Below are 21,549 nucleotides of genomic sequence, written 5' to 3'. Positions count from 1 at the left end.
GGTCGTTGTCGACGTACACGACCCGGGAGTCGGGGGCGATGCGCTGGGCGATCTGGTGCACGTTCTCCTGGGTGGGCAGCCCGGTGCCGATGTCCAGGTACTGCCGGATGCCCTCTTCGCCGGTCAGCGTGTGCACGGCCCGGCGCAGGAAGTCGCGGTTGTGCCGGACGTCGAGGTAGCCGCGCGGGTTGGCGGCGAGCGCGGCGGCCGCCGCGGCCCGGTCCACCGGGTAGTTGTCCTTGCCCCCGAGGAAGACGTCGTAGACCCGGGCCGGGTGCGCCTTGGTGGTGTCGATCCTCCTTCTCAGCTCGGCGGGGTCCTGGCTGAGAGCATCACCGGGCATAGGGTCTCCCCCTGGAGAGTCGCGTCGGTCACCGGTCAACAACCTAACTCCCGAGGCGACTTGGCAGTGCTCAACCGGGGATGTTGGGCTCGTACTCGTTCCGTCCCCACTCGGAGCTGCCGAGCGGGTGGTTGTACGAGGGCCGCCCCACGTTCCCGCTCGTCCGGAAGGGCTTGCCGTTGTCGGAGACGCGCAGGGTGCCCTTCTTGTTCCCGCTCGACCACGCCAGTTCCAGGTACCAGCTCACATTGTGCGCGCGGGCGTCCGCGAAGATGTAGAAGACCTCAGGGTCGGACTCGCTCACCTTGTACGGGAAGTCGCGCTGACCGGCCCGGGGCGAGACCGTGGGCCGCCCGGCGTCGAGGTCCACACCGAACCTCGACGTCTCCACGCCGCCACCGCACCCGACGCCCATCTCGAAGTCGTTCCAGGCGAGCGGTGCGCTCTTCTCCGCCACCCGCACGTGCAGTGAATCCAGGACGACGGTGGCCTTCCCGGTGCCCTGGACGGTCAGCGCGACTATCTGCCGCCCGCCGGGGACACCGCCGAGCGAGGTGACCCAGCCGCGCGCCTCGGGCTCGGTCGCCGGCGGAGGGACGTGCTCCGGTTTCTGGTCGAGGAGATAGTGCTGGCCGCACGGCCCGTCCCACTTGTACGGGTTGACGACGACGGTGGGCGCGGTCGCGCCGTCCTCGGTCCCGGCGTCCGGCGCCGCCCCGGCCCCGTCGCCGCCGCTCCGGGTGGCGGAGGGGGCGACGGACTTCTTGGAGTTCCCGGAACGCGAGGCGGTCGGGGAGGGCGACTTGCTCTTCACGTCGGCGGACTTGTCGGACCCCGGGCGGTCGTCGGCGGACTCGGCGGCCCCCACGGCCTGCTTGCGGCCGTCGTTGTCGCCGCCGCCCGGCACGAGATTCACGACGAGCACCACCGACACGACGGCGGCGGCCACGGCGGCGCCGGTGAGGACGGCGGTACGCCGCCGCCGCGTGGCCTTGGCGTCCGGAGCCCGGCGAGAGGCCAGGACATCGGCAGCGTCCGGGCTGTCCGACGTGACCACGTGCTCCGCCTCCGCACCGGCCGACGCCTGAACCTCGGAGCCCCCCGAAGCCTCGGAAGCGGCCAGGGGCCCAGCCTCGTTCCCGGTGCCGGCCCCAACCGCGGCCCCGCTCCCGGTCCCGACTCCGGTCTCGGTCTCAGCCTGGCCGCCCCCGGCCGGCTTCTCCCGTCGTCGTGCGTCCGCGAGGACCCAGCGCCTGTGCAGCTCCACCAGTTCGTCGGGCGTCGCCTTGCACGCCCGCGCGAACCGCTCCACGGGTGCGTAGTCCGTCGGTACGGCATCCCCGTTGACGTACCGGTGAAGCGTGGACGCGCTCGTGTGGAGCCGCTTCGCGAGTACCCCGTAACTGTGCCCGGATCGCCCCTTCAGCTGCCCCAAAAGCTCCGTGAATTCGTCCCGCGCCACCGTTGCCACCTCTCTCGACGTCCCGCGTCCGCATTCCAGGGGGTTGCCATATGACCAGGTCAGGGCCGTTACAGCCGTTCCAGCGTCCCGAAAGTCCCAGCAGGTGTGGCGGCCGGGACGGATCACCCCACAAGCTTCAGCCATCCAAGCACGCCGCTCCCGGCAACCGGTCGAGCGGTCCGTGCCACCAGCCGTTCCGCATCAGGGGGATCACTCATGTCCGCACGCACCGCCCGCACTCGTCTGCTCGCCGCCGCCGCGCTCGCCGTCGCCACGCTGTCGCTGACCGCCTGCAACAACGGAGAGGGTGTGCGCGACGAGGGGGCGTCGGCCGGCACCTCGTCCGTGGCGCCCTCGTCCAAGGGGAGCGAAGGAGCGACCACGGGCAAGGGGACCGCCGCCCCCGTGGGATCGTCGTCCAAGGGCACCGCGGGGTCGAGCGGCTCGGGGGGTTCGTCGGGCTCCAAGGGCTCCTCAGGCTCCACCGGCGCCTCCGACTCGGACTCGGACTCCACCCTCAACAAGCCCTGCACCACCGTCCGTACGGCCGCCACCGAGGTCTCCCGGCCCCTCAACCACCTCCTCCTCACCGTCACCAACACCGGTTCGAAGAACTGCGACCTGGCCTACTACCCGGCTGTCCGCCTCGGCGAGGCCCAGTCGGTGCCGCCGGTCTTCGAGGACTCCCAGCCGCAGGCGGTCGTCACCCTGGCCCCGGGCGAGTCCGGCTACGCGGGCGTGCTCCTCTCGGCGGCGGACGGCAGCGGCTCCGACGGCTACACGGCCAAGTCGATGACGCTCTACATCAACACGGACTCGCAGAAGGCCCTCACGCCGTCGCTCCCCGCGAAGGGCGTGCACGTGGACAGCTCGGTCCGTGTCACGTACTGGCAGGCGACGATGGACGACGCCCTCGCCTGGTGACACAGGATCGGATCGGATCGGATCGGCAGCCGGCGCCACGGCGCCGGTGCCGTGGCGCTACGACTTCCCGGCCTCGGAGGCAGGGCACCAGTGCGCCGCCGGCGTCTTCCCCGTCCAGCGCCCGCAGTAGGCCCGCTGGGCGGGCAGGCCGTTGCTGTCCACGCGCTGGATCGAGATGAGCTTGTCCACCGGGGTGTGCCCACCCGCCTCACCGCCGAAGTCGACGACGCCGCTCTCCCCGTCGAGCGCGCGGTCGCCGTGCACGGTGCCCAGCGCCTGCCACACGGCGTGCGGGGTGAGCTCCATGCCCCGGGCTTTCTCCATGAGGTAGGAGAACGCACGGAGGTACACGCTGACGGCGTCGAAGGCGAGGGCCGCGTGCCCGTCCAGATAGGTCGTCGCGACCGGCGGGCACTCCTCCTGGAACAGCTCCTTCATCGTGCTGTAGAGGTTGCCCGAGCCGTCGCAGGACGCCGTGTTGGGCGTGAAGTCGAGGAAGTCGTACGTCAGGCGGTGGAAGGCGGAGCGCCGGGCCGCGTCGGCACCGAGGCGGGCCACGTCGTCACCGCCGAGGATGAAGGGCTCGGACGAGCCGCAGATGCTGTCGACGGAGTGGAGGACGTCCTCGAAGTCCTCCGAGCGCCCCGCGAAGAACACCATCCGCTTCTTGTCGTGGCAGACGTCCTGGCCGACGGAGTTCGCGCCCGGAGTGCCGGAAAAGGCATCCGTCCGGGACCCGGGGGCAAACTTCCGCGGCGTCACGACGAAGTCCTTGCCCTCGAAGGCCTTCCTGACGTCCTCCCACAGGGTCCGGCTGTACGCGTCGCTCCGGTCCGCGGAGTACAGGACCAGCACCTCACGCTTCTTCACCTTGCCGGTCTTGAAGAGTTCGCCGGCGTACGCCGCGGCGACCTCGGCCTCGCGCCAGTTCTGCGGCGAGACCTGGTGGTAGAGCGGTGAGTGGTCGTCCAGGGTGTCGGCGGACGGAGTCGTGGCGACCATGGGCAGCCCGGCGCGGGTCAGGGCCCCGATGGTCCTGATCGTGGCCTGGCGGCTCTCGTCGAGACCGGTGACGCCGACGATGGTCGGATCGCTCTCCATCATCCCGCCCACCATGGCGGCGACCTCCGTGCCGTAGCGCATACCGGAACCGGCGTTGGCCGGCAGGATGCGCAGCACGGGCCCCCGCACGCCAGGACCGAGCTGCCGCCACTGGGCGCTCGCCACGCCCTGGAGCTGCTCACGCGCGTACGACAGGGCCTCGGACGGTTCGTTGTCGGGGCTGCTGAACATGGCCGAGACATGGACGAGGGTGACCAGGGGCCGGTTGCGGGACATGCGGTGGATCTTCTCCGCCCGCCGGTTCTGCGCGGCGATGACCTTGAGGGTCCCGTCCAGCTTCCTGTCGTCGGCCTTGAAGGCGAACCCGTGCGAGGCGACCCCGACGCATTCCCCCGTCTTCTTCTGCCAGGTCACGGTCGCCGCGTCGGCGTGGGAACGCGCCAGCCCGCAGTGCGCCTCCTTCCACCGCCCGTCCCGCTCGACCATCCCCCCGACGCCCCCGACGACCAGCGCGAGGGCGAGGGCCACGGCACCGGTCGTGGCGGCCCGGCCCGCCCAGGCGGGCGGCCGGCCGACGGTGAACCGCCGCGCCGCGGACGTGCACTCGTTCTGCGCCTCCAGGTCGGGATGTCCCTCCGGCAGGGGCGCCGGCACCCGCACGGGCAGGTACCAGAAGTCGGCGCCCCTGCTGCGGCCCGCGCTCCGCAGCCGCTCGCACCAGGCCTCGTACGGCGTCAGCTCCTCCGTCAGGCTCCGCACGCGCGTCCGCTCGTGGTCGTGCTCGTCCTCCGTGCAGCTCGTGATGATCAGCAGCGGGTCGAAGGCGCCGGTCTCCCTGCGCACCTCCATGAACGAACGCACCAGCGCCCGCCCGCGGTTGGCGTCGCTGACGCCCCTGAGGAACGCCACGCAGTAGGCCGTACGACGGGCGGCCCGGCGCCGCCAGAGCCGCCGCCGGTAGGCGACCCGCAGGTCCTCCAGAAAGGCGTTGATCATCAACTTGACGACCTGGTCGGGGTCTTCACGCCCCCACCGGGGCTGGGTGAGCCGCAGCGCGAACCCCGCGAAGGTCCCCGGATCGCCGGGCGCCATGTAGGGCTGGCGCAGCAGCCACCGGTACTCGCTGCCCAGCACCCGCCAGGCCCTGAACCACATCAGCGGCAGCACGTACAGCCCGAAGACGTACGCCCACCAGGGCACCTTTCCCTGGAGTGCCACCTCGGTACCGGGGGAACGCAGGAAGCCGAGCACCGGCCTGCGCTCGAACTCGCGGTCCCGCAGCCGGCTCAGCATGCCCTGGTCGTGCCGCGAGTCCGGTTCCTCGTCCGTGCAGGTCATCTCCAGCAGCCAGTTGACGAGCCCGAAGCGCCGGAACCGTACGCGCCGGTCGTGCCCGCCGCGCGCGGACGAATACTCCTGGGCCAGCTGGACGAGCACCCTGCGGCACAGCTCGGACCGCTGCCAGTCCGGGGCGAGGTCGGCACGGTCCCCGGCGACCTCGTCCCACCGCTCGTCCATGGCGATGACCTCGTGCGGAACGCGCCGCGGCTGGGCCTCACCGAGCGCCCGCCGCACCTGCTCGACCAGCCGGTCCTGCCGGTCACCGACGAGCCCGAGCACGGGAATCGCGTCCCGGTCCGGCACCTCGGGCGGCAACTCGCCCTTTCTCGGGCGGCGTACGAGTTCGTTCAGCAGCGAGAAGAGCTTGTCGGCGTGCGCGAAGACGGGTTCCACGGTTCCCCCGGAGTGGAGCTCGGATCGAAGTGACCCGCAACACTACCGACCGTAGTCATGGAGATACTATGCGTCACCCATTCCGCGCACCCGTCCGCCCCCGCCGCGCTTCCCGTGCGCCCCTCACCTCAGCTTCTGCGCCACCTCGGTCGCCCAGTACGTGAGGATGTTCCGCGCCCCGGCCCGCCTGATCCCGGTCAGGGTCTCCAGGATCGCCCTGTCCCGGTCGATCCAGCCCTTCTCGGCAGCGGCCTCGATCATCGAGTACTCCCCGGAGATCTGGTACGCGACCACGGGTACGTCCACGGAGTCCGCGACGCGCGCCAGGACGTCGAGGTAGGGCCCTGCGGGCTTCACCATGACCATGTCGGCACCCTCCTCCAGGTCGAGTGCCAACTCCCGCATCGCTTCCCGCACGTTCGCCGGGTCCTGCTGGTACGTCTTGCGGTCGCCCTTCAGCGAGGAGCCGACGGCCTCGCGGAACGGACCGTAGAAGGCGGAGGAGTACTTGGCGGTGTAGGCGAGCACCGCCACGTCCTCGCACCCGATCTGGTCCAGGGCGTCGCGGACGACACCGATCTGGCCGTCCATCATCCCGCTGGGGCCCACCACGTGGGCGCCCGCGTCAGCCTGCACCTGGGCCATCTCGGCGTACCGCTCCAGGGTCGCGTCGTTGTCGACCCGCCCTTGCGCGTCCAGCACACCGCAGTGCCCGTGATCCGTGGTCTCGTCGAGACACAGATCGGACATGACCAGCAGCTCGTCCCCGACCTCACTGCGTACGTCCCTGATGGCGACCTGCAGAATCCCCTCCGGGTCGGTCCCCGGCGTCCCCACGGCGTCCTTCTTGGACTCCTCCGGCACACCGAAGAGCATGATCCCGGAGATCCCGGCCGCCACCGCGTCCCGCGCCGCCTTCTTGAGGCTGTCCCGGGTGTGCTGCACGACGCCGGGCATCGCCGCGATCGGCACGGGCTCGGTGACGCCCTCCCGCACGAAGGCCGGGAGGATGAAGTCGGCGGGGTGCAGGCGGGTCTCGGCGACCATGCGCCGCATCACGGGCGTCGTACGCAGCCGCCGCGGCCGCGTACCGGGGAAGGATCCGTACGTCGTCATACCAACTACGCTACGCCCGGCCCACGGGCGCTTTTGCCGACGCGAAGTCGGCCCCGGTCACCGTCCCGGTCCCGGCCACCGTCCCGGCCCCGGTCCCGCGTTCGGGCCGGGTGTCCTACTCGTGGGCGCTGATCTCGCCGCCGAAGGTGAGCACGATGTAGATGCCGTTGGCGTCGAGACCGGCATCGTGCTGGTTCGCGTCCATCGTGGCCTCGACGTCGCCCTCGTTGCCGAGGATCTGCGCGGTGTAGTGCGCCTCGCCGACCTTCTTGACCTTGGCCGTCCAGCCGCCCGCGAGCTCGAAGGTGCCCGGTCCGGTGTTTCCGCCGCCCATCCAGGAGTGGACCTCGCCGCCCAGGGTGAGCACGACGAACATGTCGTTGGCGTCGACCCCGTCGTCGTGCCCGTTCGTCTCCAGGGTGCCCAGGACCGAACCGCGGCTGACGATGTCGGCGCGGTAGTGCTGGTCGCCGAGCTTGTAGATCTGGGCCTTGCTGCCGTCCACCAGGGTCTGGGTGCTGTCCGGGGCCCCGGCCTTGGCCGCGGTCCCGTTCTTGGCCTTGGTGCCGGTCCCCGTCGTGGCGCCGTTCTCGGTCTTGGTGCCGCTCCCGGTCTTGGCTCCGCCGGTCGCGTCACCGCCGCCGGTCGAGTGGGACACGGACGAGGTGTTTTTCGTCTTCTTGTCGGTGGTGCTCTTGCCGCTGTCGTTGCCACCGCCCTGGCAGGCGGTCAGCGAGAGCGCCGCGGCGGCGGCGAGGGCCACCAGGCCGACGGAACGGCGAGCACGGCGGGCGGAGCGGACGGAGCGGGCAGGGCGAGTGGTCATGATGTAAATCCCCCATGGGTGTCAGGACGCGGCGCCACCCCCGCTCTCGCGGGGGGCCGGCCGGATCCACTGTTCGTTGCGCCCCGTAAGACGGCACCCCGGGCACGAGTCGTTCATCCGGTTCCGTCCCCACTCGGTAACGTCGGTAACGTCGGTAACAACAGTGAGGGCGCCCTTCCGAAGAAGGGCGCCCTCACCGTTGCTCACGTCACACCGGACACGGTCCGGTCAGGTCGTCGACTCAGGTGACTCAGGTCGTCGACCGCCGCCGCCGGGACCCCGGCCGCCGCTCACTGGGCCGGGTGACGGGGTCCCCGGCCTCAAGGGCCGAAGCCCGGCGCCGCAGCCCGAACTCCGCCAGCGCCTCAGCCAGCCGGTGCACCGACGGCTCCGGCGACATGACGTCGACCCGCAGCCCGTGCTCCTCGGCCGTCTTCGCCGTGGCGGGACCGATACACGCGATCACGGTCACGTTGTGCGGCTTCCCGGCGATACCCACCAGGTTCCGCACGGTGGAGGACGACGTGAAGAGCACGGCGTCGAAACCGCCGCCCTTGATCGCCTCCCGGGTCTCCGCAGGCGGAGGCGAGGCCCGTACGGTCCGGTAGGCGGTGACGTCGTCGACCTCCCAGCCCAACTCGATCAACCCGGCGACCAGCGTCTCCGTCGCGATGTCGGCACGCGGCAGGAACACCCGGTCGATCGGGTCGAAGACCGGGTCGTACGGCGGCCAGTCCTCCAGCAGACCCGCGGCCGACTGCTCCCCGCTGGGCACCAGGTCCGGCTTCACACCGAAGGCGACCAGCGCCTTCGCGGTCTGCTCGCCCACCGCGGCGACCTTGATCCCGGCGAAGGCCCGCGCGTCGAGCCCGTACTCCTCGAACTTCTCCCGTACGGCCTTGACGGCGTTCACGGAGGTGAAGGCGATCCACTCGTAACGGCCCGTCACCAGGCCCTTGACGGCCCGCTCCATCTGCTGGGGCGTGCGCGGCGGCTCGACGGCGATCGTCGGCACCTCGTGCGGCACGGCCCCGTACGACCGCAGTTGGTCGGAGAGCGACGCCGCCTGCTCCTTCGTACGCGGCACGAGTACCTTCCAGCCGAACAGCGGCTTGGACTCGAACCACGACAGCTGGTCGCGCTGGGCGGCGGAGGAACGCTCACCGACCACGGCTATCACCGGCCGGCCGCCCTCGGGCGAGGGCAGCACCTTGGCCTGCTTCAGCGTCTGCGCGATGGTGCCGAGCGTCGCGGACCAGGTCCGCTGACGGGTCGTCGTACCCGCGACGGTCACTGCCATCGGGGTGTCGGGCTTGCGCCCCGCGGCGACGAGTTCGCCCGCGGCCGCCCCCACGGAATCGAGGGTCGCCGAGACGACCACGGTCCCGTCGGACGCGCCGACCTCGGTCCAGCACCGCCCGGACGCCGTGCGGGCGTCGACGAACCGCACGTCCGCGCCCTCGGCGTCCCGCAACGGCACACCCGCGTACGCGGGCACACCCACAGCGGCGGCGACACCGGGAACGACCTCGAACGGCACCCCTGCGGCGGCGCAGGCGAGCATCTCTCCGGCGGCGTACGCGTCGAGCCCGGGGTCACCCGAGACCGCACGGACGACCCGCCTGCCGCCCCTCGCGGCCTCCATGACAATATTGGCCGCGTCCTTCGACGCGGGGACGCCAGAGGTGGCTGACACTCCGTCAACTACCTTTAGCTGAGGCGTGTCCGGGCTCGGGCCCGGTTCGGTGTCGAGCACGGTGACGTTTCGTCTGGCGTGCGTGCGGACGACGTCGAGCACTTCGGGTTCGGCGACCAGGACATCCGCGTTCCCCAGCGCCTCCACGGCGCGCAGAGTCAGCAGTCCAGGATCACCGGGTCCGGCACCGAGGAAGGTGACGTGCCCGTGTTCGAGGCCGACGGGAAGGGTGGTGGGGCTCAATGTTCTCGCTCCCCCATCAGACCGGCCGCGCCCTTGGCAAGCATCTCGGCGGCGAGTTCACGGCCGAGCGCCATTGCTTGGTCATGTGTCTCGGGCACGGGACCGGTGGTGGACAACTGCACCAGCGTCGAGCCGTCGGTCGTGCCGACGACGCCGCGCAGGCGCATTTCCTTGACAATCTGCCCGTCGGCCAGGACGTCGGCGAACGCACCCACGGGTGCGCTGCAGCCGGCCTCCAGGGCGGCGAGCAGGGACCGCTCGGCGGTCACGGCGGCCCGGGTGAGCGGGTCGTCGAGCTCGGCGAGCGCAGCGACGAGATCCGCGTTGTCCGCGGCACACTCGATCGCGAGGGCCCCCTGACCGGGGGCAGGCAAAACTGTGTCGACCGGCAGGAAGTCGGTCACTTCGTCGATCCGGCCGATGCGGTGCAGTCCGGCGGCGGCCAGTACGACGCCGTCCAGCTCACCACTGCGTACGAAACCGATCCGGGTGTCTATGTTGCCGCGGATCGGCACGGTCTCGATCGTCAGCCCGTGGTCGCGCGCGTAGCCGTTCAGCTGGGCCATGCGGCGCGGCGAGCCGGTACCGATCCGCGCGCCGTCCGGCAGCTGGGCGAACGTCAGGCCGTCCCGTGCGACCAGCACGTCACGCGGGTCCTCGCGGACGGGCACCGCGGCCAGCGCGAGGTCGTCGGACTGCTCGGTCGGCAGATCCTTGAGGGAGTGCACGGCGAAGTCCACGTCGCCGCGCAGCAGCGCGTCCCGCAGGGCGGTCACGAAGACGCCCGTGCCGCCGATCTGCGCGAGGTGCTCGCGGGACGTGTCCCCGTAGGTCGTGATCTCCACGAGTTCGACGGACCGCCCGGTCACCTGGCTCACGGCGTCCGCCACTTGCCCGGACTGGGCCATGGCGAGCTTGCTCCGCCTGGTCCCGAGCCTCAGTGCCTGCTCAGTCATGCTCGCCCTCGGTTTTCGGCGCTCTCGAAGTTACTGCTGCTGTCGAAGTTGTCGCGGTTGTCGCGTTCGAAGATCTTGCTGTCGAAGCGTGTGCTGCTGAAGTCGGCGCCGCGGTCGGTGACACCACGGGCGTCGCTGCCATCAGCGGCTTCGTCGGCCCGCGAGACGGCGGCGACCGTCTCCTGGTCCAGGTCGAACAGGGTCCGCAGCGCGTCCGCGTACCCGGCACCGCCGGGCTCGGCGGCCAGTTGCTTGACCCGTACGGTCGGCGCGTGGAGCAGCTTGTCCACCACGCGTCGCACGGTCTGGGTGATCTCGCCGCGCTGCTTGTCGTCGAGGCCGGGCAGCCGTCCGTCGAGCCGGGCGATCTCGCCCGCGACGACCTCGGCCGCCATCGTCCGCAGCGCCACGACGGTCGGAGTGATGTGCGCGGCCCGCTGAGCGGCGCCGAAGGCGGCGACCTCGTCGGACACGATGCGCCGCACCTGGTCCACGTCGGCGGCCATGGGGGCGTCGGCGGACTCCTCGGCGAGGGACTCGATGTCCACAAGGCGTACCCCGGGCAGCCGGTGCGCGGCCGCATCGATGTCACGGGGCATGGCGAGGTCGAGCAGCGAGAGCACGGGCGCGGGCCGGGGCATCTCGGCGACGGGCTCGGGCCGGCGCCACTCGGGCACCCGTCCGAGGGTGGCCGCGGCGGCGGCGAGGGCCGCGATGGCCTCGGCCTCGGCGGCGGGGTCGTCCTGCTCGGCGAAACCGGTGGCCGACGCTCCCTTGTCGACCCAGGCGGCGTGCTGTTCCAGCTCGGCCGCGGCCATTCCGGCCACGGCGGCCTCACCGAGCACGGAGAACCCGGCGGTGCCCTGCACGGTGGAGAGGTCGAGGGGGCAGTTCTCCTCGGTGCCGACGGCGGTGGGCGACAGTTCGTCCCGTACGGCGGAAGCGGCGGCGTGGGCGGAACCAGGGCCGGAACCGGAACCGCCGGTGGTACGGCGCGCGCCGTCGCCCCTGCCGTTGCCGGCGACCGACGGCGAGGCCGTACGGCTCCGGCCCTCCATCGCCGCGGCGACGACCTCGGCCGTGAGGACGAGACCGGTCGCACCGGTGCACGACACGACGACGTCGGCACGTGTCAATTCACCCGCGACCGCGTCGATCGGTACCGCTCGGGCGAGCAGCCCCGAGCCGCCCTGCGCGTCCGAACTCCGCTCGTCCGTACGCTGTCCGTACTGGTCCACGAGCAGCGTGGCGAGCCGCTCGGCCCGGTCGAACGTCCGGTTGGCGACGACCACTTCGGCCACTCCGGCGCGCGCGAGGGTGGCCGCGGCGAGCGAGGACATCGAGCCCGCGCCGATCACGAGGACCTGCTTGTCCCTGGCCCAGGCGTCGACCGTGGCACCACCGGCGAACTGTTCCAGGCCGAAGGTCACCAGGGACTGCCCGGCCCGGTCGATACCGGTCTCGGAGTGGGCCCGCTTGCCGACCCGCAGCGCCTGCTGGAACAGGTCGTTCAGCAGCCGTCCGGCCGAGTGCAGCTCCTGCGCGGTGGCGAGCGCGTCCTTGATCTGGCCGAGGATCTGCCCCTCGCCGATCACCATCGAGTCCAGCCCGCAGGCCACGGAGAAGAGATGGTGGACGGCCCGGTCCTCGTAGTGCACGTACAGATAGGGCGTGAGCTCGTCGAGCCCTACGCCGCTGTGCTGCGCGAGCAGCGTGGAGAGCTCGGCGACACCGGCGTGGAACTTGTCCACGTCGGCGTACAGCTCGATCCGGTTGCAGGTGGCGAGGACCGCGGCCTCGGTGGCCGGTTCGGCGGCGACGGTGTCCTGGAGCAGCTTGGTCTGGGCGTCCGCGGACAGCGTCGCGCGTTCCAGGACGCTGACCGGAGCGCTGCGGTGGCTCAGCCCGACGACGAGAAGGCTCATGCCGGCATCACGGCGGGGACGTCCCCGTCGGGCCCTTTACCGGCCTTCTCGGCCGCCGCGGCCTCGGCCGCGAGCACGGCGTCGGCCTGCGCGTCGGCCTCCTCGCCGGCCTTGCGCTGCTCGTGGAAGGCGAGGATCTGCAGCTCGATGGAGAGGTCGACCTTGCGCACGTCGACGCCGTCCGGCACGGACAGGACGGTCGGCGCGAAGTTCAGGATGGAGGTCACACCGGCGGCGACGAGCCGCTCGCAGACCTGCTGAGCTGCCCCGGCGGGGGTCGCGATGACACCGATCGACACACCGTTGTCGTCGATGATCTTTTCCAGCTGGTCGGTGTGCTGCACGGGAATGCCGGCGACAGGCTTCCCCGCCATCTCCGGATCGGCGTCGATCAGCGCCGCGACCCGGAATCCGCGTGAGGCGAACCCGCCGTAGTTGGCCAGGGCCGCGCCGAGATTTCCTATACCGACGATCACTACCGGCCAGTCCTGGGTCAGGCCCAGTTCGCGGGAGATCTGATAGACGAGGTATTCGACGTCATAGCCCACACCGCGCGTGCCGTACGACCCGAGGTACGAGAAGTCCTTGCGCAGTTTGGCGGAGTTGACCCCCGCCGCGGCCGCGAGTTCCTCGGAGGAGACCGTGGGTACCGAGCGCTCCGACAGTGCGGTGAGGGCGCGGAGATACAGCGGAAGCCTGGCGACGGTGGCCTCGGGAATCCCTCGGCTGCGGGTCGCCGTTCGGTGAGTTCGGCCAGTTGCCACGGTGCTCCTGCGGGTAGCGCGGGGCTGCAGGCGGTCACATGTACCTGGACCGCCCCGTCGAATGCAGGCTATGTCTTTGTGAACGCGTGCACAAAGATGGTGTCCGATTTGCCCGGCCAACGTGACCGGGGTCACGCACCCCCGGCGTACCCGTACGGAACCGGCGCACACGCACCTTCGTTCCTCACTTCTTGGGGGCAAAACCGCACACTCTCCTCTACGATCCCCGCCCCCGAGTCCGAATCGCCCTCGATCCTAAGTGACTTTCCGGCCCCGTTGGACTGCTCGGTCAGGCCACGGTCCGATTACTCCCGCGACCCACCGGCCACGGCTATGTCGTGAGCGCCCGCCTCAGCCGCTCCTCGTGCACCCGCCAGAACGTGTGCTGGGCCCCGTCCACCAGCACGACCGGGATCTGTTCCCAGTACTCCCGGTGCAGTTCCGGGTCCTGGGTGATGTCCTTCTTCTCCCAGGGAACTCCGAGGTCACCGCAGACCTTCTCCACAACTCCCTGTGCGTCTTCACACAAATGACAGTCGGGCTTCCCGATCAACGTGACCAGCCGCTCCGACGGCACCTTCTTCTCAGCACTCATACACCGCATTCTCCCGCGCCCCGCGACAACGCGTCGCAGAGAGTTCACAGTCCCCAAACCTCCCGACGCCAGAAGTACCGAACAAACTGGCTATGCTCACGCCATGGCCGCTCTCGGATGGCTCACTCCCCGTAGGCGCTCCGCGACCGCGCGCAGCGTGCTGGCAGGCGAGGCCTCGGCTGAGGCAGCGCGCAAGACCTCCCAGGAACTGGAGGAGCTCGCGCACGAAGCCGCGCCCGAAGGCGCCGAACCGGACTTCCCGGTCCACGGCGACGACCGGGCCGCCGCGTTCTTCGACCTGGACAACACCGTGATGCAGGGCGCCGCGCTGTTCCACTTCGGCCGTGGCCTCTACAAGCGGAAGTTCTTCGAGTCGCGCGAGCTGTACCGGTTCGCCTGGCAGCAGGCCTGGTTCCGGCTGGCCGGCGTCGAGGACCCCGAGCACATGCAGGACGCCCGCGACTCGGCGCTGTCCATCGTCAAGGGCCACCGCGTCGCCGAACTGATGTCGATCGGCGAGGAGATCTACGACGAGTACATGGCCGAGCGCATCTGGCCCGGCACCCGTGCCCTGGCCCAGGCCCACCTGGACGCGGGCCAGAAGGTGTGGCTCGTCACGGCCGCCCCCGTCGAGATCGCCACGGTGATCGCCCGCCGCCTCGGCCTGACCGGCGCGCTCGGCACGGTCGCGGAATCGGTGGACGGCGTCTACACCGGCAAGCTCGTCGGCGAACCCCTGCACGGCCCCGCCAAGGCGGAGGCGGTACGCGCCCTGGCCGCCGCGGAGGGCCTGGACCTCGGCCGCTGCGCCGCGTACAGCGACTCGCACAACGACATCCCGATGCTGTCGCTGGTCGGGCACCCCTACGCGATCAACCCGGACGCCAAGCTCCGCAAGCACGCCCGCACCCTCGACTGGCGGCTGCGCGACTACCGCACGGGCCGCAAGGCCGCGAAGGTCGGCATCCCGGCGGCTGCCGGGGTCGGCGCCGTGGCGGGCGGTACCGCCGCGGCGATCGCCCTGCACCGCCGTCGTCGCTGAGCGCGCGGTTCCCCGCGCCCCGGTTCCCCGCGCCCCGTCGGAGCGCCCGTCGCGTTGACGGCACCCGGCCACAACACGCCCCGGACTCAGACCTAACGCGGGCCGAATCGGTCAACAACCGGTCACTACCCCGCACTTGATCAGGTGTCATTCGGTTACAGAAGCGACGTAATCGATGATTTGAGCAACTGGGTGTAGCACTCCCTGTACGAAGCGTTATTCTCCTCAGACGCATAACGGACCCCACTCTTCGCTACGACGAGTGAACGGTCCTGCACTGCACGTGATGGAAGCTCTGCCTCTGGGAGTCCCGTGTACCCACACGTCGGGGTTGACGCCTCGGGCCTGGCTACGCTGCGCGCGACGGTCCTCGACCGCCTGCGCGGCTTCGTCCCCACCGCGTACGCCGTCCCCGCCCTCACTGTCTCCGTCGCGCCCGTCGGCCCGTGCTACGCACTGGCCGACGGCAGCGCGGCGGTCGGCAGACGAGGACGTTCGAGCGCGTCGACCACCCCCGCACGCCGTCCGGCCGCAGACAGTGACAGCGCCCGGATGATGGACCTCGTGGAGCGCGCACAGGCCGGTGAGGCCGAGGCCTTCGGCCGGCTCTACGACCAGTACAGCGACACTGTGTACCGCTACATCTACTACCGCGTCGGCGGGAAGGCGACCGCGGAAGACCTCACGAGCGAGACGTTCCTGCGCGCACTGCGCCGCATCGGAACGTTCACCTGGCAGGGCCGTGACTTCGGCGCCTGGCTGGTCACCATCGCCCGCAACCTCGTCGCGGACCACTTCAAGTCGAGCCGCTTCCGGCTCGAAGTGACCACCGGCGAAATGCTCGACGCCAACGAGGTCGCACGCTCCCCCGAGGACTCCGTCCTGGAGTCCCTCTCGAACGCGGCGCTGCTGGACGCCGTACGCCGCCTCAATCCCCAACAGCAGGAGTGCGTGACCCTGCGATTCCTCCAGGGCCTTTCGGTCGCCGAGACCGCCCGTGTCATGGGCAAGAACGAGGGCGCGATCAAGACCCTCCAGTACCGGGCGGTGCGCACCCTGGCCCGGCTCCTCCCGGAAGACGCCCGCTGAGACGCCCACCGATACGCCCGCTGAGACGTCCGCTGAGACCCCCGTACCGCACAGGCTCCACGCCACGCGGCCGGACCGGCCCCCGGTACGACCCCGTACGAACCCATACGCTCAGCGACGCTCAACTCACCATCCGTGAAAGTCGGTTGACTTCGCGGTCCGATCATCCGTCGTCCGTAACCCAAGTGCCGAGCCGCTCGTTGTGCGGGATACAGGCTCCCTGTGGTCACACCCTGACCGTCTTCGATCACTCGATCGAGTTGTCGTGGTCACGGGTGCGACCCCCAGGACCCCCTGGGGAGCCGACCGTCATGACGAGAGGAGGTGCCGCCAGTGATCGCAAACGTATCGGCGCACCGGCGGACGAACGCCTTCGCCCAGGCCCTGGAGGAGCAGTCCGACAGGGACACGGCGGCCGAGCAGTCCGAAGGACCTGCTCCGGCCGTCGCGGACCGGCCCGAGCAGAGCCGGATGCTGTCCCTGGCGACCGGCCTCGGCGAGCTGCCCCAACCGGAGATGGACCCCGAGGTCAAGGTCGTCCAGAGAGCGCAGCTGGTGGCCGCGATGGAGGCCATGCTGCTGGAGGGCACAGCCGCAGGAGGCGAAGCGGCGGGCTCTTCGGTGCCCGAGCAGCGGTCCCATCGGGGCAGGGGCGCGCACAGGGCGACCGGGCTGGGGAAACTGCGGCCGCGTTCCCGGCTGTCGAAGGGTCTCGCCGCGGGCGGGCTCACCGTGGGTGTGGCCGCCGGAGCCTTCGGCGGGGTAGCCGCCGCCAGCTCCGACGCCCTGCCCGGTGACTCGCTCTACGGGCTCAAGCGCGGCATGGAGGATCTCAAGCTGGGCATGGCCGACGGCGACAACAACCGCGGCGAGCTCTACCTCGACCAGGCCTCCACCCGGCTGAGCGAGGCGCGCCGCCTGATGGAGCGCGACCGTACCGGCCCGCTGGACCACGAGTCCCTGGGCGAGATCCGACGCACACTGTCCGGCATGCGGCACGACGCCTCCGAGGGCCACCGCCTGCTGCACGACGCCTATGAGCGGGACCCGGACTCCCTGGGCCCCATCCAGGCCCTGTCCGCCTTCTCCCAGTCACACCGCGACGCCTGGGGCACCCTGCGCGACCGGCTGCCCGTCCAGCTCGGCGACGTCAGCCGCCAGGTCAGCTCGGTCTTCGACGCCATAGAGGAAGAGGTCGACCCGCTGCGCGCGCTGCTCCCGCAGCCGCCCGCTCCGGAAGGCACCGGCCGGCACCGCGGCGCCGGTTCGGACTCCACCGGCTCGTCCGGCTCGGACCGCCCGGCCTCGCCCAGCGCCACCGGTGGCGACTCGTCCGACGGGCCCGGAGCCGGCACCGGCAACCCCGAGCCGTCCACGTCCAAGAGCGAGGACGACGGCCTGCTCGGCGGCAACACGGGCGGCCTCCTCGACCCGCCCGAGGACGACACCAGCCCCACCCCGCCGGACAAGGACAAGAACAAGAACAAGGACACGCCGTCACCCGAGCCGGACGTGACCCTGCCGCCCCTGTTCCCGGGCCTGCTCCCGGGCCTGGGCATCGACAGCCAGGACACCGACTAGACCGACTGGACCGACCGGGCCGGCCAGGCCCTGTCCGGCCGATACGGAGGTGGGGTGCCCCTTTTCAAAAAGGGGCACCCCACCTTCGTACGCATACGCCGTCATCCATCGGATCTCATCGGATCTCAGAAGAACACCGAACGCCGCTGGACCAGCAGCTTGTAGAGCGTGTGCTGGATCTGCTCCCTCACCTGGTCCGTCAGGTTGAACATCAGCATCGGGTCCTCGGCCGCCTCCGGCGGATAGCCGTCCGTGCGGATCGGCTCGCCGAACTGGATCGTCCACTTGGTCGGGAGCGGAACCGCGCCCAGCGGGCCGAGCCACGGGAAGGTGGGCGTGATCGGGAAGTACGGGAACCCGAGCAGCCGCGCGAGGGTCTTCGCGTTGCCGATCATCGGGTAGATCTCCTCGGCGCCCACGATCGAGCACGGGATGATCGGGGTGCCCTGACGGAGCGCGGTCGACACGAAGCCGCCGCGGCCGAAGCGCTGGAGCTTGTAGCGCTCGCTGAACGGCTTGCCGATGCCCTTGAATCCCTCCGGCATCACACCGACCAGTTCGCCCCGCTGCAGCAGCCGTTCGGCGTCCTCCGCGCACGCGAGGGTGTGACCGGCCTTGCGGGCCAGCTCGTTGACCACGGGCAGCATGAAGACCAGGTCGGCCGCGAGCAGCCGCAGGTGCCGGTTCCCCGGGTGGTTGTCATGGACCGCGACCTGCATCATCAGGCCGTCCAGCGGCACCGTCCCCGAGTGGTTGGCGACGATCAGCGCCCCGCCCTCCGCCGGGATGTTCTCGATGCCCTTCACCTCCACGCGGAAGTACTTCTCGTAGAGGGGGCGCACCAAAGACATCAGGACCTGCTCGGTGAGCTCCTGGTCGTAACCGAAGTCATCGACGTCGTACTCACCCGTCAGGCGCCGCCGCAGGAACGACAGACCGCCGGCGACCCGCCGCTCCCAGCCATCGCCGCCCGATCCCTTCTCCGCAGCGACCGACTCGGCCGCCGGTTCAGCAGCCGGTCCAGTGGCCGGTCCAGTGGCCGGTTCCTCACGCGTCACAGGCACATCATCCTGCGGAATCGTTCTTGCGGGCAGGGGCTGGACCTCATGAACCGCCGCCGGCTCGCCCTTGCGCCTGCTCCCCCCGCTCCGGCGCCGCGACGGCCGCTGTACGGCACTCCCGCGGGACCGGTCGTCGTCGAACGGAATGACCTTGGCGTCCGCCATCGTTGATGCGCTCCTCAGTTGGCGCTCTGCGTCGGGGGGTGGCCACCGCCCAGTGCGGGCAGCTCGGCGATCCGGTCGACCGCCCCCGCAAGGACCTCGGGTGGCAGCAGTCCGGGGCCCCGGTTGCGGGCGAAGTCCGCGAACGTCTCCGCCGTGGTGAATTTCGGCCGGTAACCGAGCGTCTCGCGCATCTGGTTCGTCGCCACGACCCGGCCATGGGTGAGCAGCCTCAACTGCTCGGGCGAGAAGTCCGTCATGCCCAGCGTACGCAGTGCCGAGCCCACCCAGCTGATCGCGGGCATCAGCAGCGGGACCGTGGGCCGGCCCAGCCTGCGCGCGCACTGCGAGAGCAGCAGCACGCCGTCGCCGGTGATGTTGAACGTGCCGCTGTTGAGCGTGCCCCGCGCGGGTTCGTGCGAGGCGATCCGCAGTACCTCGATCACGTCGTCCTCGTGCACGAACTGCAGCCGCGGGTCGTAGCCGAACACGGTCGGCAGCACGGGCAGCGAGAAGTACGCGGCGAGCGGTGTGTCCGCGCTCGGCCCGAGGATGTTGGCGAACCGCAGCACACACACGGCGACGTCGGGCCGGCGCCGCGCGAACCCTCGTACGTACCCCTCGACCTCGACCGTGTCCTTCGCGAAGCCGCCGCTGGGCAGCGACTTGGGCGGGGTCGTCTCGGTGAAGACGGCCGGGTCGCGGGGCGCCGAGCCGTAGACGTTGGTACTGGACTTCACGACCAGCCGCGTGACCGTCGGCGACTTCTGGCAGGCACCGAGCAGCTGCATGGTGCCGATGACGTTGTTCTCCTTGACCGAGGCCCGGCTTCCGCTGCCCAGCGGGGTGCCCGTCACGTCCATGTGCACCACCGTGTCCACGGAGTGCTCGGCCAACAGCCTGGCGATGGTGGGCTGCCTTATGTCGGCCCGTACGAAGTCCGCTCCGCCCAGGTGGTGCTCCGGCGCGACCGCGTCCACGGCGACCACCCGGTCCACCTCGGGGTCACGCTGGATCCGTCGTACGAACCGGCCCCCCAGCTGACGGGCCACTCCGGTCACGAGCACGACCTTCCCCAAGATCAGCGCCTTCCTTCCAGCCGTCGACGACATCCTGCTCGTACTCTGCCGTGTTCCCCGTGCCGGTCACGTTAGCGGGTCGGTGTCGCGCCGTGACGGCTGCATGATGCACCGAAGTGTCGGCCCACCCGGACATACGACCGGACCAAGCCATTCGCCGCACAGACGTACACCCAGCCATACGCACAGCGTTCACACAGCCGGACGCACGCCGACGTCAGCGGGCGGATACGGCTGTGGCCCCCCACCTGACCGGTGGGGGGCCACAGAGCGCACTGTCGGCGGCGTCGCCCACGCCCCGCTTCCGCGTGGTGGGCGACCGCCGTCTGCCGCGACTACTTCTTGTTGCGACGCTGAACGCGAGTGCGCTTGAGCAGCTTGCGGTGCTTCTTCTTGGCCATCCGCTTACGCCGCTTCTTGATAACAGAGCCCACGACTACCCTCGCTCACTTCTCTTTACTCGTTGCTGGGCTGCATGGGCCCACACGACTTATGAGGGGCCAGCCTACCCGTCTGAGCGCCGAGGTCGTAATCGAGGGGATCCGGGCGAAATCCCGGAGACGCGACCGAGCCGTCCCGGGACTCCCCCGGACCGCCGTCAGGCTGTCTCCACCCCCACGTAGGACTCGCGAAGGTACTCGTGAACCGCTTGCTCCGGGACGCGGAACGACCTCCCCACCCGGATCGCGGGCAGATGACCGCTGTGCACCAAGCGGTACACGGTCATCTTCGACACTCGCATCACCGAGGCGACTTCCGCCACGGTAAGGAACTGCACCTCGTTCAGAGGCCTCTCGCCAGCAGCCATGACACACCTGAACCTTCCGCACTCGACGGTCACCGGCTTCCCCTTCCAGTGACACTTCGTCGTTGCGTGCTCACTCCCCAGAGTAGGGGCGGGTGATGCGAGTGGGGAAGAGGAGCCCCCATCGGCGGCCTACTGTGACAGACACGCTCGATTGAGTACATAGCGAGTAAGCGGTCGGTAGTAATCAGACCGCACAGCGTCATCAAGTGGAACGACGACGGACACCCGCCCCTCCGCCTCTCCGACGAACAGCGCGGGATCGTCGGTGTCACCCAGACCGATGGCCTCGAACCCCAGCTGACCTGCTCCGCAGACCCATCCGTGGTCTCCCACCACGAGTTCCGGAAGAGGCCCGCCGGCGTCCGCCGCGGAGGCCAGAGCGGCACGAACCGGGAGAGGCGAGTGCGTGTGCACACCGGCCCCGCGACCGGCGCCCGGCACCCCGGGCGCACGCACCAGCGCGACCCCTCGTACGTAGTCAAGGTTGTACGTGCGTAGACCGAACCGGGTCGTTATGTCGACACGGTCACCATGCGCGGGGGTGAGGACGACACATCCTGCCGCCGACAGAGCGTCCGCGAGGGCGGCGTAGAAACCGATCAGCCGGTGCGGATGTCCGGTGCCGAGCAGTACCGGCGAACGGTTCCGCGCGGCCTCCGCGAGCCGCTCCGCGAAGGCGTCGAGCGCCGCGAGAGTCCGCTCGGGGTCGATCACATCGGGCCCGGACGTATGCCGCGGATCGTCCGATACGCCACACCTGTCCGCCATCAAAGCGATCAGATCATGCTGCTTCCACGTTCGTTCGGGATCGAGTCCGATCGTCACTCGCGGGTCCCGAGCCGCGAACAGCCGATAACTCCTGAGACTCACTTCACGCGAGGTGGCCACAGTCCCGGCCAGCCTCGCCGCCAGCAGATGCGCCCGCAACGCCCCGGTACCCAACACGCCCCGATGCTGCCGCAGGTTCAGCTTCCCCGCCCCGAAAACAAGCCGACCGCCCCACAGTTGGCGTAACCCCGGAGGGGCGGGGGCTGGTCGCGCAGTTCCCCGCGCCCCTGGCTCTTCAGCCCGTCCGGCGTTT

At 70.4% G+C, this 21,549-nt stretch carries 19 protein-coding genes; 4 read left to right on the top strand and 15 right to left on the bottom strand.

The genetic code is table 11. From position 1 onward, the window contains the following. Positions 1-343 (bottom strand): SAM-dependent methyltransferase (locus AOK01_RS34785; protein ID WP_213862197.1); only part of this gene is annotated, 343 nt, incomplete at its 3' end. A 70-nt stretch (positions 344-413) separates the two neighbouring features. Then, the gene (locus tag AOK01_RS34780; RefSeq protein ID WP_055518774.1) at positions 414-1,805 is read right to left on the bottom strand and encodes a transcriptional regulator; all 1,392 of its coding nucleotides are present in this window, start codon (positions 1,803-1,805) and stop codon (positions 414-416) included. A gap of 216 nt (positions 1,806-2,021) precedes the next feature. Between AOK01_RS34780 and AOK01_RS34775 the strand changes: the two genes are divergently transcribed. Beyond that, entirely contained in the window at positions 2,022-2,729 is a 708-nt protein-coding gene (locus AOK01_RS34775; RefSeq protein ID WP_055518773.1) for a DUF4232 domain-containing protein, read from the top strand. A gap of 57 nt (positions 2,730-2,786) precedes the next feature. On the opposite strand, the gene AOK01_RS34770 is transcribed toward AOK01_RS34775, so the two are convergent. From AOK01_RS34770 to AOK01_RS34735, 8 genes are all read right to left on the bottom strand, one after another. Beyond that, positions 2,787-5,525, bottom strand: a complete 2,739-nt coding sequence (locus tag AOK01_RS34770; protein ID WP_055518771.1) for an ABC transporter substrate-binding protein — start codon at positions 5,523-5,525, stop codon at positions 2,787-2,789. Between the two features lie 123 nt (positions 5,526-5,648). Then, complete coding sequence (hemB, locus tag AOK01_RS34765; RefSeq protein ID WP_055518769.1) at positions 5,649-6,641, bottom strand: porphobilinogen synthase; 993 nt, start codon at positions 6,639-6,641, stop codon at positions 5,649-5,651. Between the two features lie 115 nt (positions 6,642-6,756). Further along, positions 6,757-7,467, bottom strand: coding sequence for a hypothetical protein (locus AOK01_RS34760; protein ID WP_055518767.1), 711 nt, complete (start codon positions 7,465-7,467; stop codon positions 6,757-6,759). A 250-nt stretch (positions 7,468-7,717) separates the two neighbouring features. Further along, entirely contained in the window at positions 7,718-9,406 is a 1,689-nt protein-coding gene (locus tag AOK01_RS34755) for a bifunctional uroporphyrinogen-III C-methyltransferase/uroporphyrinogen-III synthase (protein ID WP_055518766.1), read from the bottom strand. Beyond that, positions 9,403-10,362 carry a hydroxymethylbilane synthase gene (gene hemC / locus AOK01_RS34750; RefSeq protein WP_055518764.1) on the bottom strand — a complete coding sequence of 320 codons (960 nt, stop codon included), beginning with the start codon at positions 10,360-10,362 and terminating at the stop codon, positions 9,403-9,405. Before hemC ends, AOK01_RS34755 begins: the two co-directional genes overlap by 4 nt. Continuing rightward, positions 10,359-12,287: a glutamyl-tRNA reductase gene (locus tag AOK01_RS34745; protein ID WP_055518762.1), complete on the bottom strand. Its 1,929-nt coding sequence runs from the start codon at positions 12,285-12,287 to the stop codon at positions 10,359-10,361. The genes hemC and AOK01_RS34745 overlap by 4 nt, the downstream gene beginning before the upstream one ends. Beyond that, positions 12,284-13,051: a redox-sensing transcriptional repressor Rex gene (locus AOK01_RS34740; RefSeq protein ID WP_055518760.1), complete on the bottom strand. Its 768-nt coding sequence runs from the start codon at positions 13,049-13,051 to the stop codon at positions 12,284-12,286. The genes AOK01_RS34745 and AOK01_RS34740 overlap by 4 nt, the downstream gene beginning before the upstream one ends. Before the next feature lie 331 nt (positions 13,052-13,382). Next, positions 13,383-13,646: a glutaredoxin family protein gene (locus tag AOK01_RS34735; RefSeq protein ID WP_245702547.1), complete on the bottom strand. Its 264-nt coding sequence runs from the start codon at positions 13,644-13,646 to the stop codon at positions 13,383-13,385. 103 nt (positions 13,647-13,749) lie between these two features. Here AOK01_RS34735 and AOK01_RS34730 point away from each other — a divergent pair, with 103 nt between their 5' ends. From AOK01_RS34730 to AOK01_RS34720, 3 genes are all read left to right on the top strand, one after another. Then, positions 13,750-14,688: an HAD family hydrolase gene (locus AOK01_RS34730; protein WP_055518754.1), complete on the top strand. Its 939-nt coding sequence runs from the start codon at positions 13,750-13,752 to the stop codon at positions 14,686-14,688. A 312-nt stretch (positions 14,689-15,000) separates the two neighbouring features. After that, positions 15,001-15,777, top strand: coding sequence for an ECF subfamily RNA polymerase sigma factor, BldN family (locus tag AOK01_RS34725; RefSeq protein ID WP_055518753.1), 777 nt, complete (start codon positions 15,001-15,003; stop codon positions 15,775-15,777). 333 nt (positions 15,778-16,110) lie between these two features. Further along, positions 16,111-17,358, top strand: a complete 1,248-nt coding sequence (locus AOK01_RS34720; protein WP_055518751.1) for a DUF5667 domain-containing protein — start codon at positions 16,111-16,113, stop codon at positions 17,356-17,358. A 125-nt stretch (positions 17,359-17,483) separates the two neighbouring features. Here AOK01_RS34720 and AOK01_RS34715 read toward each other — a convergent pair whose 3' ends face one another. The 5 genes from AOK01_RS34715 to AOK01_RS34700 form a co-directional block, all read right to left on the bottom strand. Continuing rightward, positions 17,484-18,584 carry a lysophospholipid acyltransferase family protein gene (locus AOK01_RS34715; RefSeq protein WP_055518749.1) on the bottom strand — a complete coding sequence of 367 codons (1,101 nt, stop codon included), beginning with the start codon at positions 18,582-18,584 and terminating at the stop codon, positions 17,484-17,486. A gap of 14 nt (positions 18,585-18,598) precedes the next feature. Beyond that, positions 18,599-19,660 carry an NAD-dependent epimerase/dehydratase family protein gene (locus AOK01_RS34710; RefSeq protein ID WP_055518747.1) on the bottom strand — a complete coding sequence of 354 codons (1,062 nt, stop codon included), beginning with the start codon at positions 19,658-19,660 and terminating at the stop codon, positions 18,599-18,601. Between the two features lie 335 nt (positions 19,661-19,995). Continuing rightward, on the bottom strand, positions 19,996-20,094 hold the full coding sequence (locus tag AOK01_RS42065) for a 30S ribosomal protein bS22 (RefSeq protein WP_003948845.1): 99 nt from the start codon (positions 20,092-20,094) through the stop codon (positions 19,996-19,998). Between the two features lie 164 nt (positions 20,095-20,258). Next, positions 20,259-20,468 (bottom strand): helix-turn-helix domain-containing protein, encoded by a 210-nt coding sequence (locus AOK01_RS34705; protein ID WP_093781815.1) that lies wholly within the window; start codon positions 20,466-20,468, stop codon positions 20,259-20,261. Positions 20,469-20,597: 129 nt separating this feature from the next. Further along, a complete protein-coding gene (locus AOK01_RS34700; protein WP_055518746.1) occupies positions 20,598-21,413 on the bottom strand; it encodes a phosphatase in 816 nt (271 codons plus the stop codon). Positions 21,414-21,549: the final 136 nt, after the last annotated feature.

It is taken from the genome of Streptomyces aurantiacus (genome assembly GCF_001418335.1).
GTDB lineage: Bacteria > Actinomycetota > Actinomycetes > Streptomycetales > Streptomycetaceae > Streptomyces > Streptomyces aurantiacus.
This window is presented reverse-complemented; position numbering and strand designations above follow the sequence as displayed.

Bases quoted from the DNA above. Each gene is read 5' to 3' on its own strand.
- AOK01_RS34775 (WP_055518773.1), top strand. From the start codon at position 2,022: ATGTCCGCACGCACCGCCCGCACTCGTCTGCTCGCCGCCGCCGCGCTC.
- hemB (WP_055518769.1), bottom strand. From the start codon at position 6,641: ATGACGACGTACGGATCCTTCCCCGGTACGCGGCCGCGGCGGCTGCGT.
- AOK01_RS34760 (WP_055518767.1), bottom strand. From the start codon at position 7,467: ATGACCACTCGCCCTGCCCGCTCCGTCCGCTCCGCCCGCCGTGCTCGC.
- hemC (WP_055518764.1), bottom strand. From the start codon at position 10,362: ATGACTGAGCAGGCACTGAGGCTCGGGACCAGGCGGAGCAAGCTCGCC.
- AOK01_RS34745 (WP_055518762.1), bottom strand. From the start codon at position 12,287: ATGAGCCTTCTCGTCGTCGGGCTGAGCCACCGCAGCGCTCCGGTCAGC.
- AOK01_RS34735 (WP_245702547.1), bottom strand. From the start codon at position 13,646: ATGAGTGCTGAGAAGAAGGTGCCGTCGGAGCGGCTGGTCACGTTGATC.
- AOK01_RS34730 (WP_055518754.1), top strand. From the start codon at position 13,750: ATGGCCGCTCTCGGATGGCTCACTCCCCGTAGGCGCTCCGCGACCGCG.
- AOK01_RS34715 (WP_055518749.1), bottom strand. From the start codon at position 18,584: ATGGCGGACGCCAAGGTCATTCCGTTCGACGACGACCGGTCCCGCGGG.
- AOK01_RS34705 (WP_093781815.1), bottom strand. From the start codon at position 20,468: ATGGCTGCTGGCGAGAGGCCTCTGAACGAGGTGCAGTTCCTTACCGTG.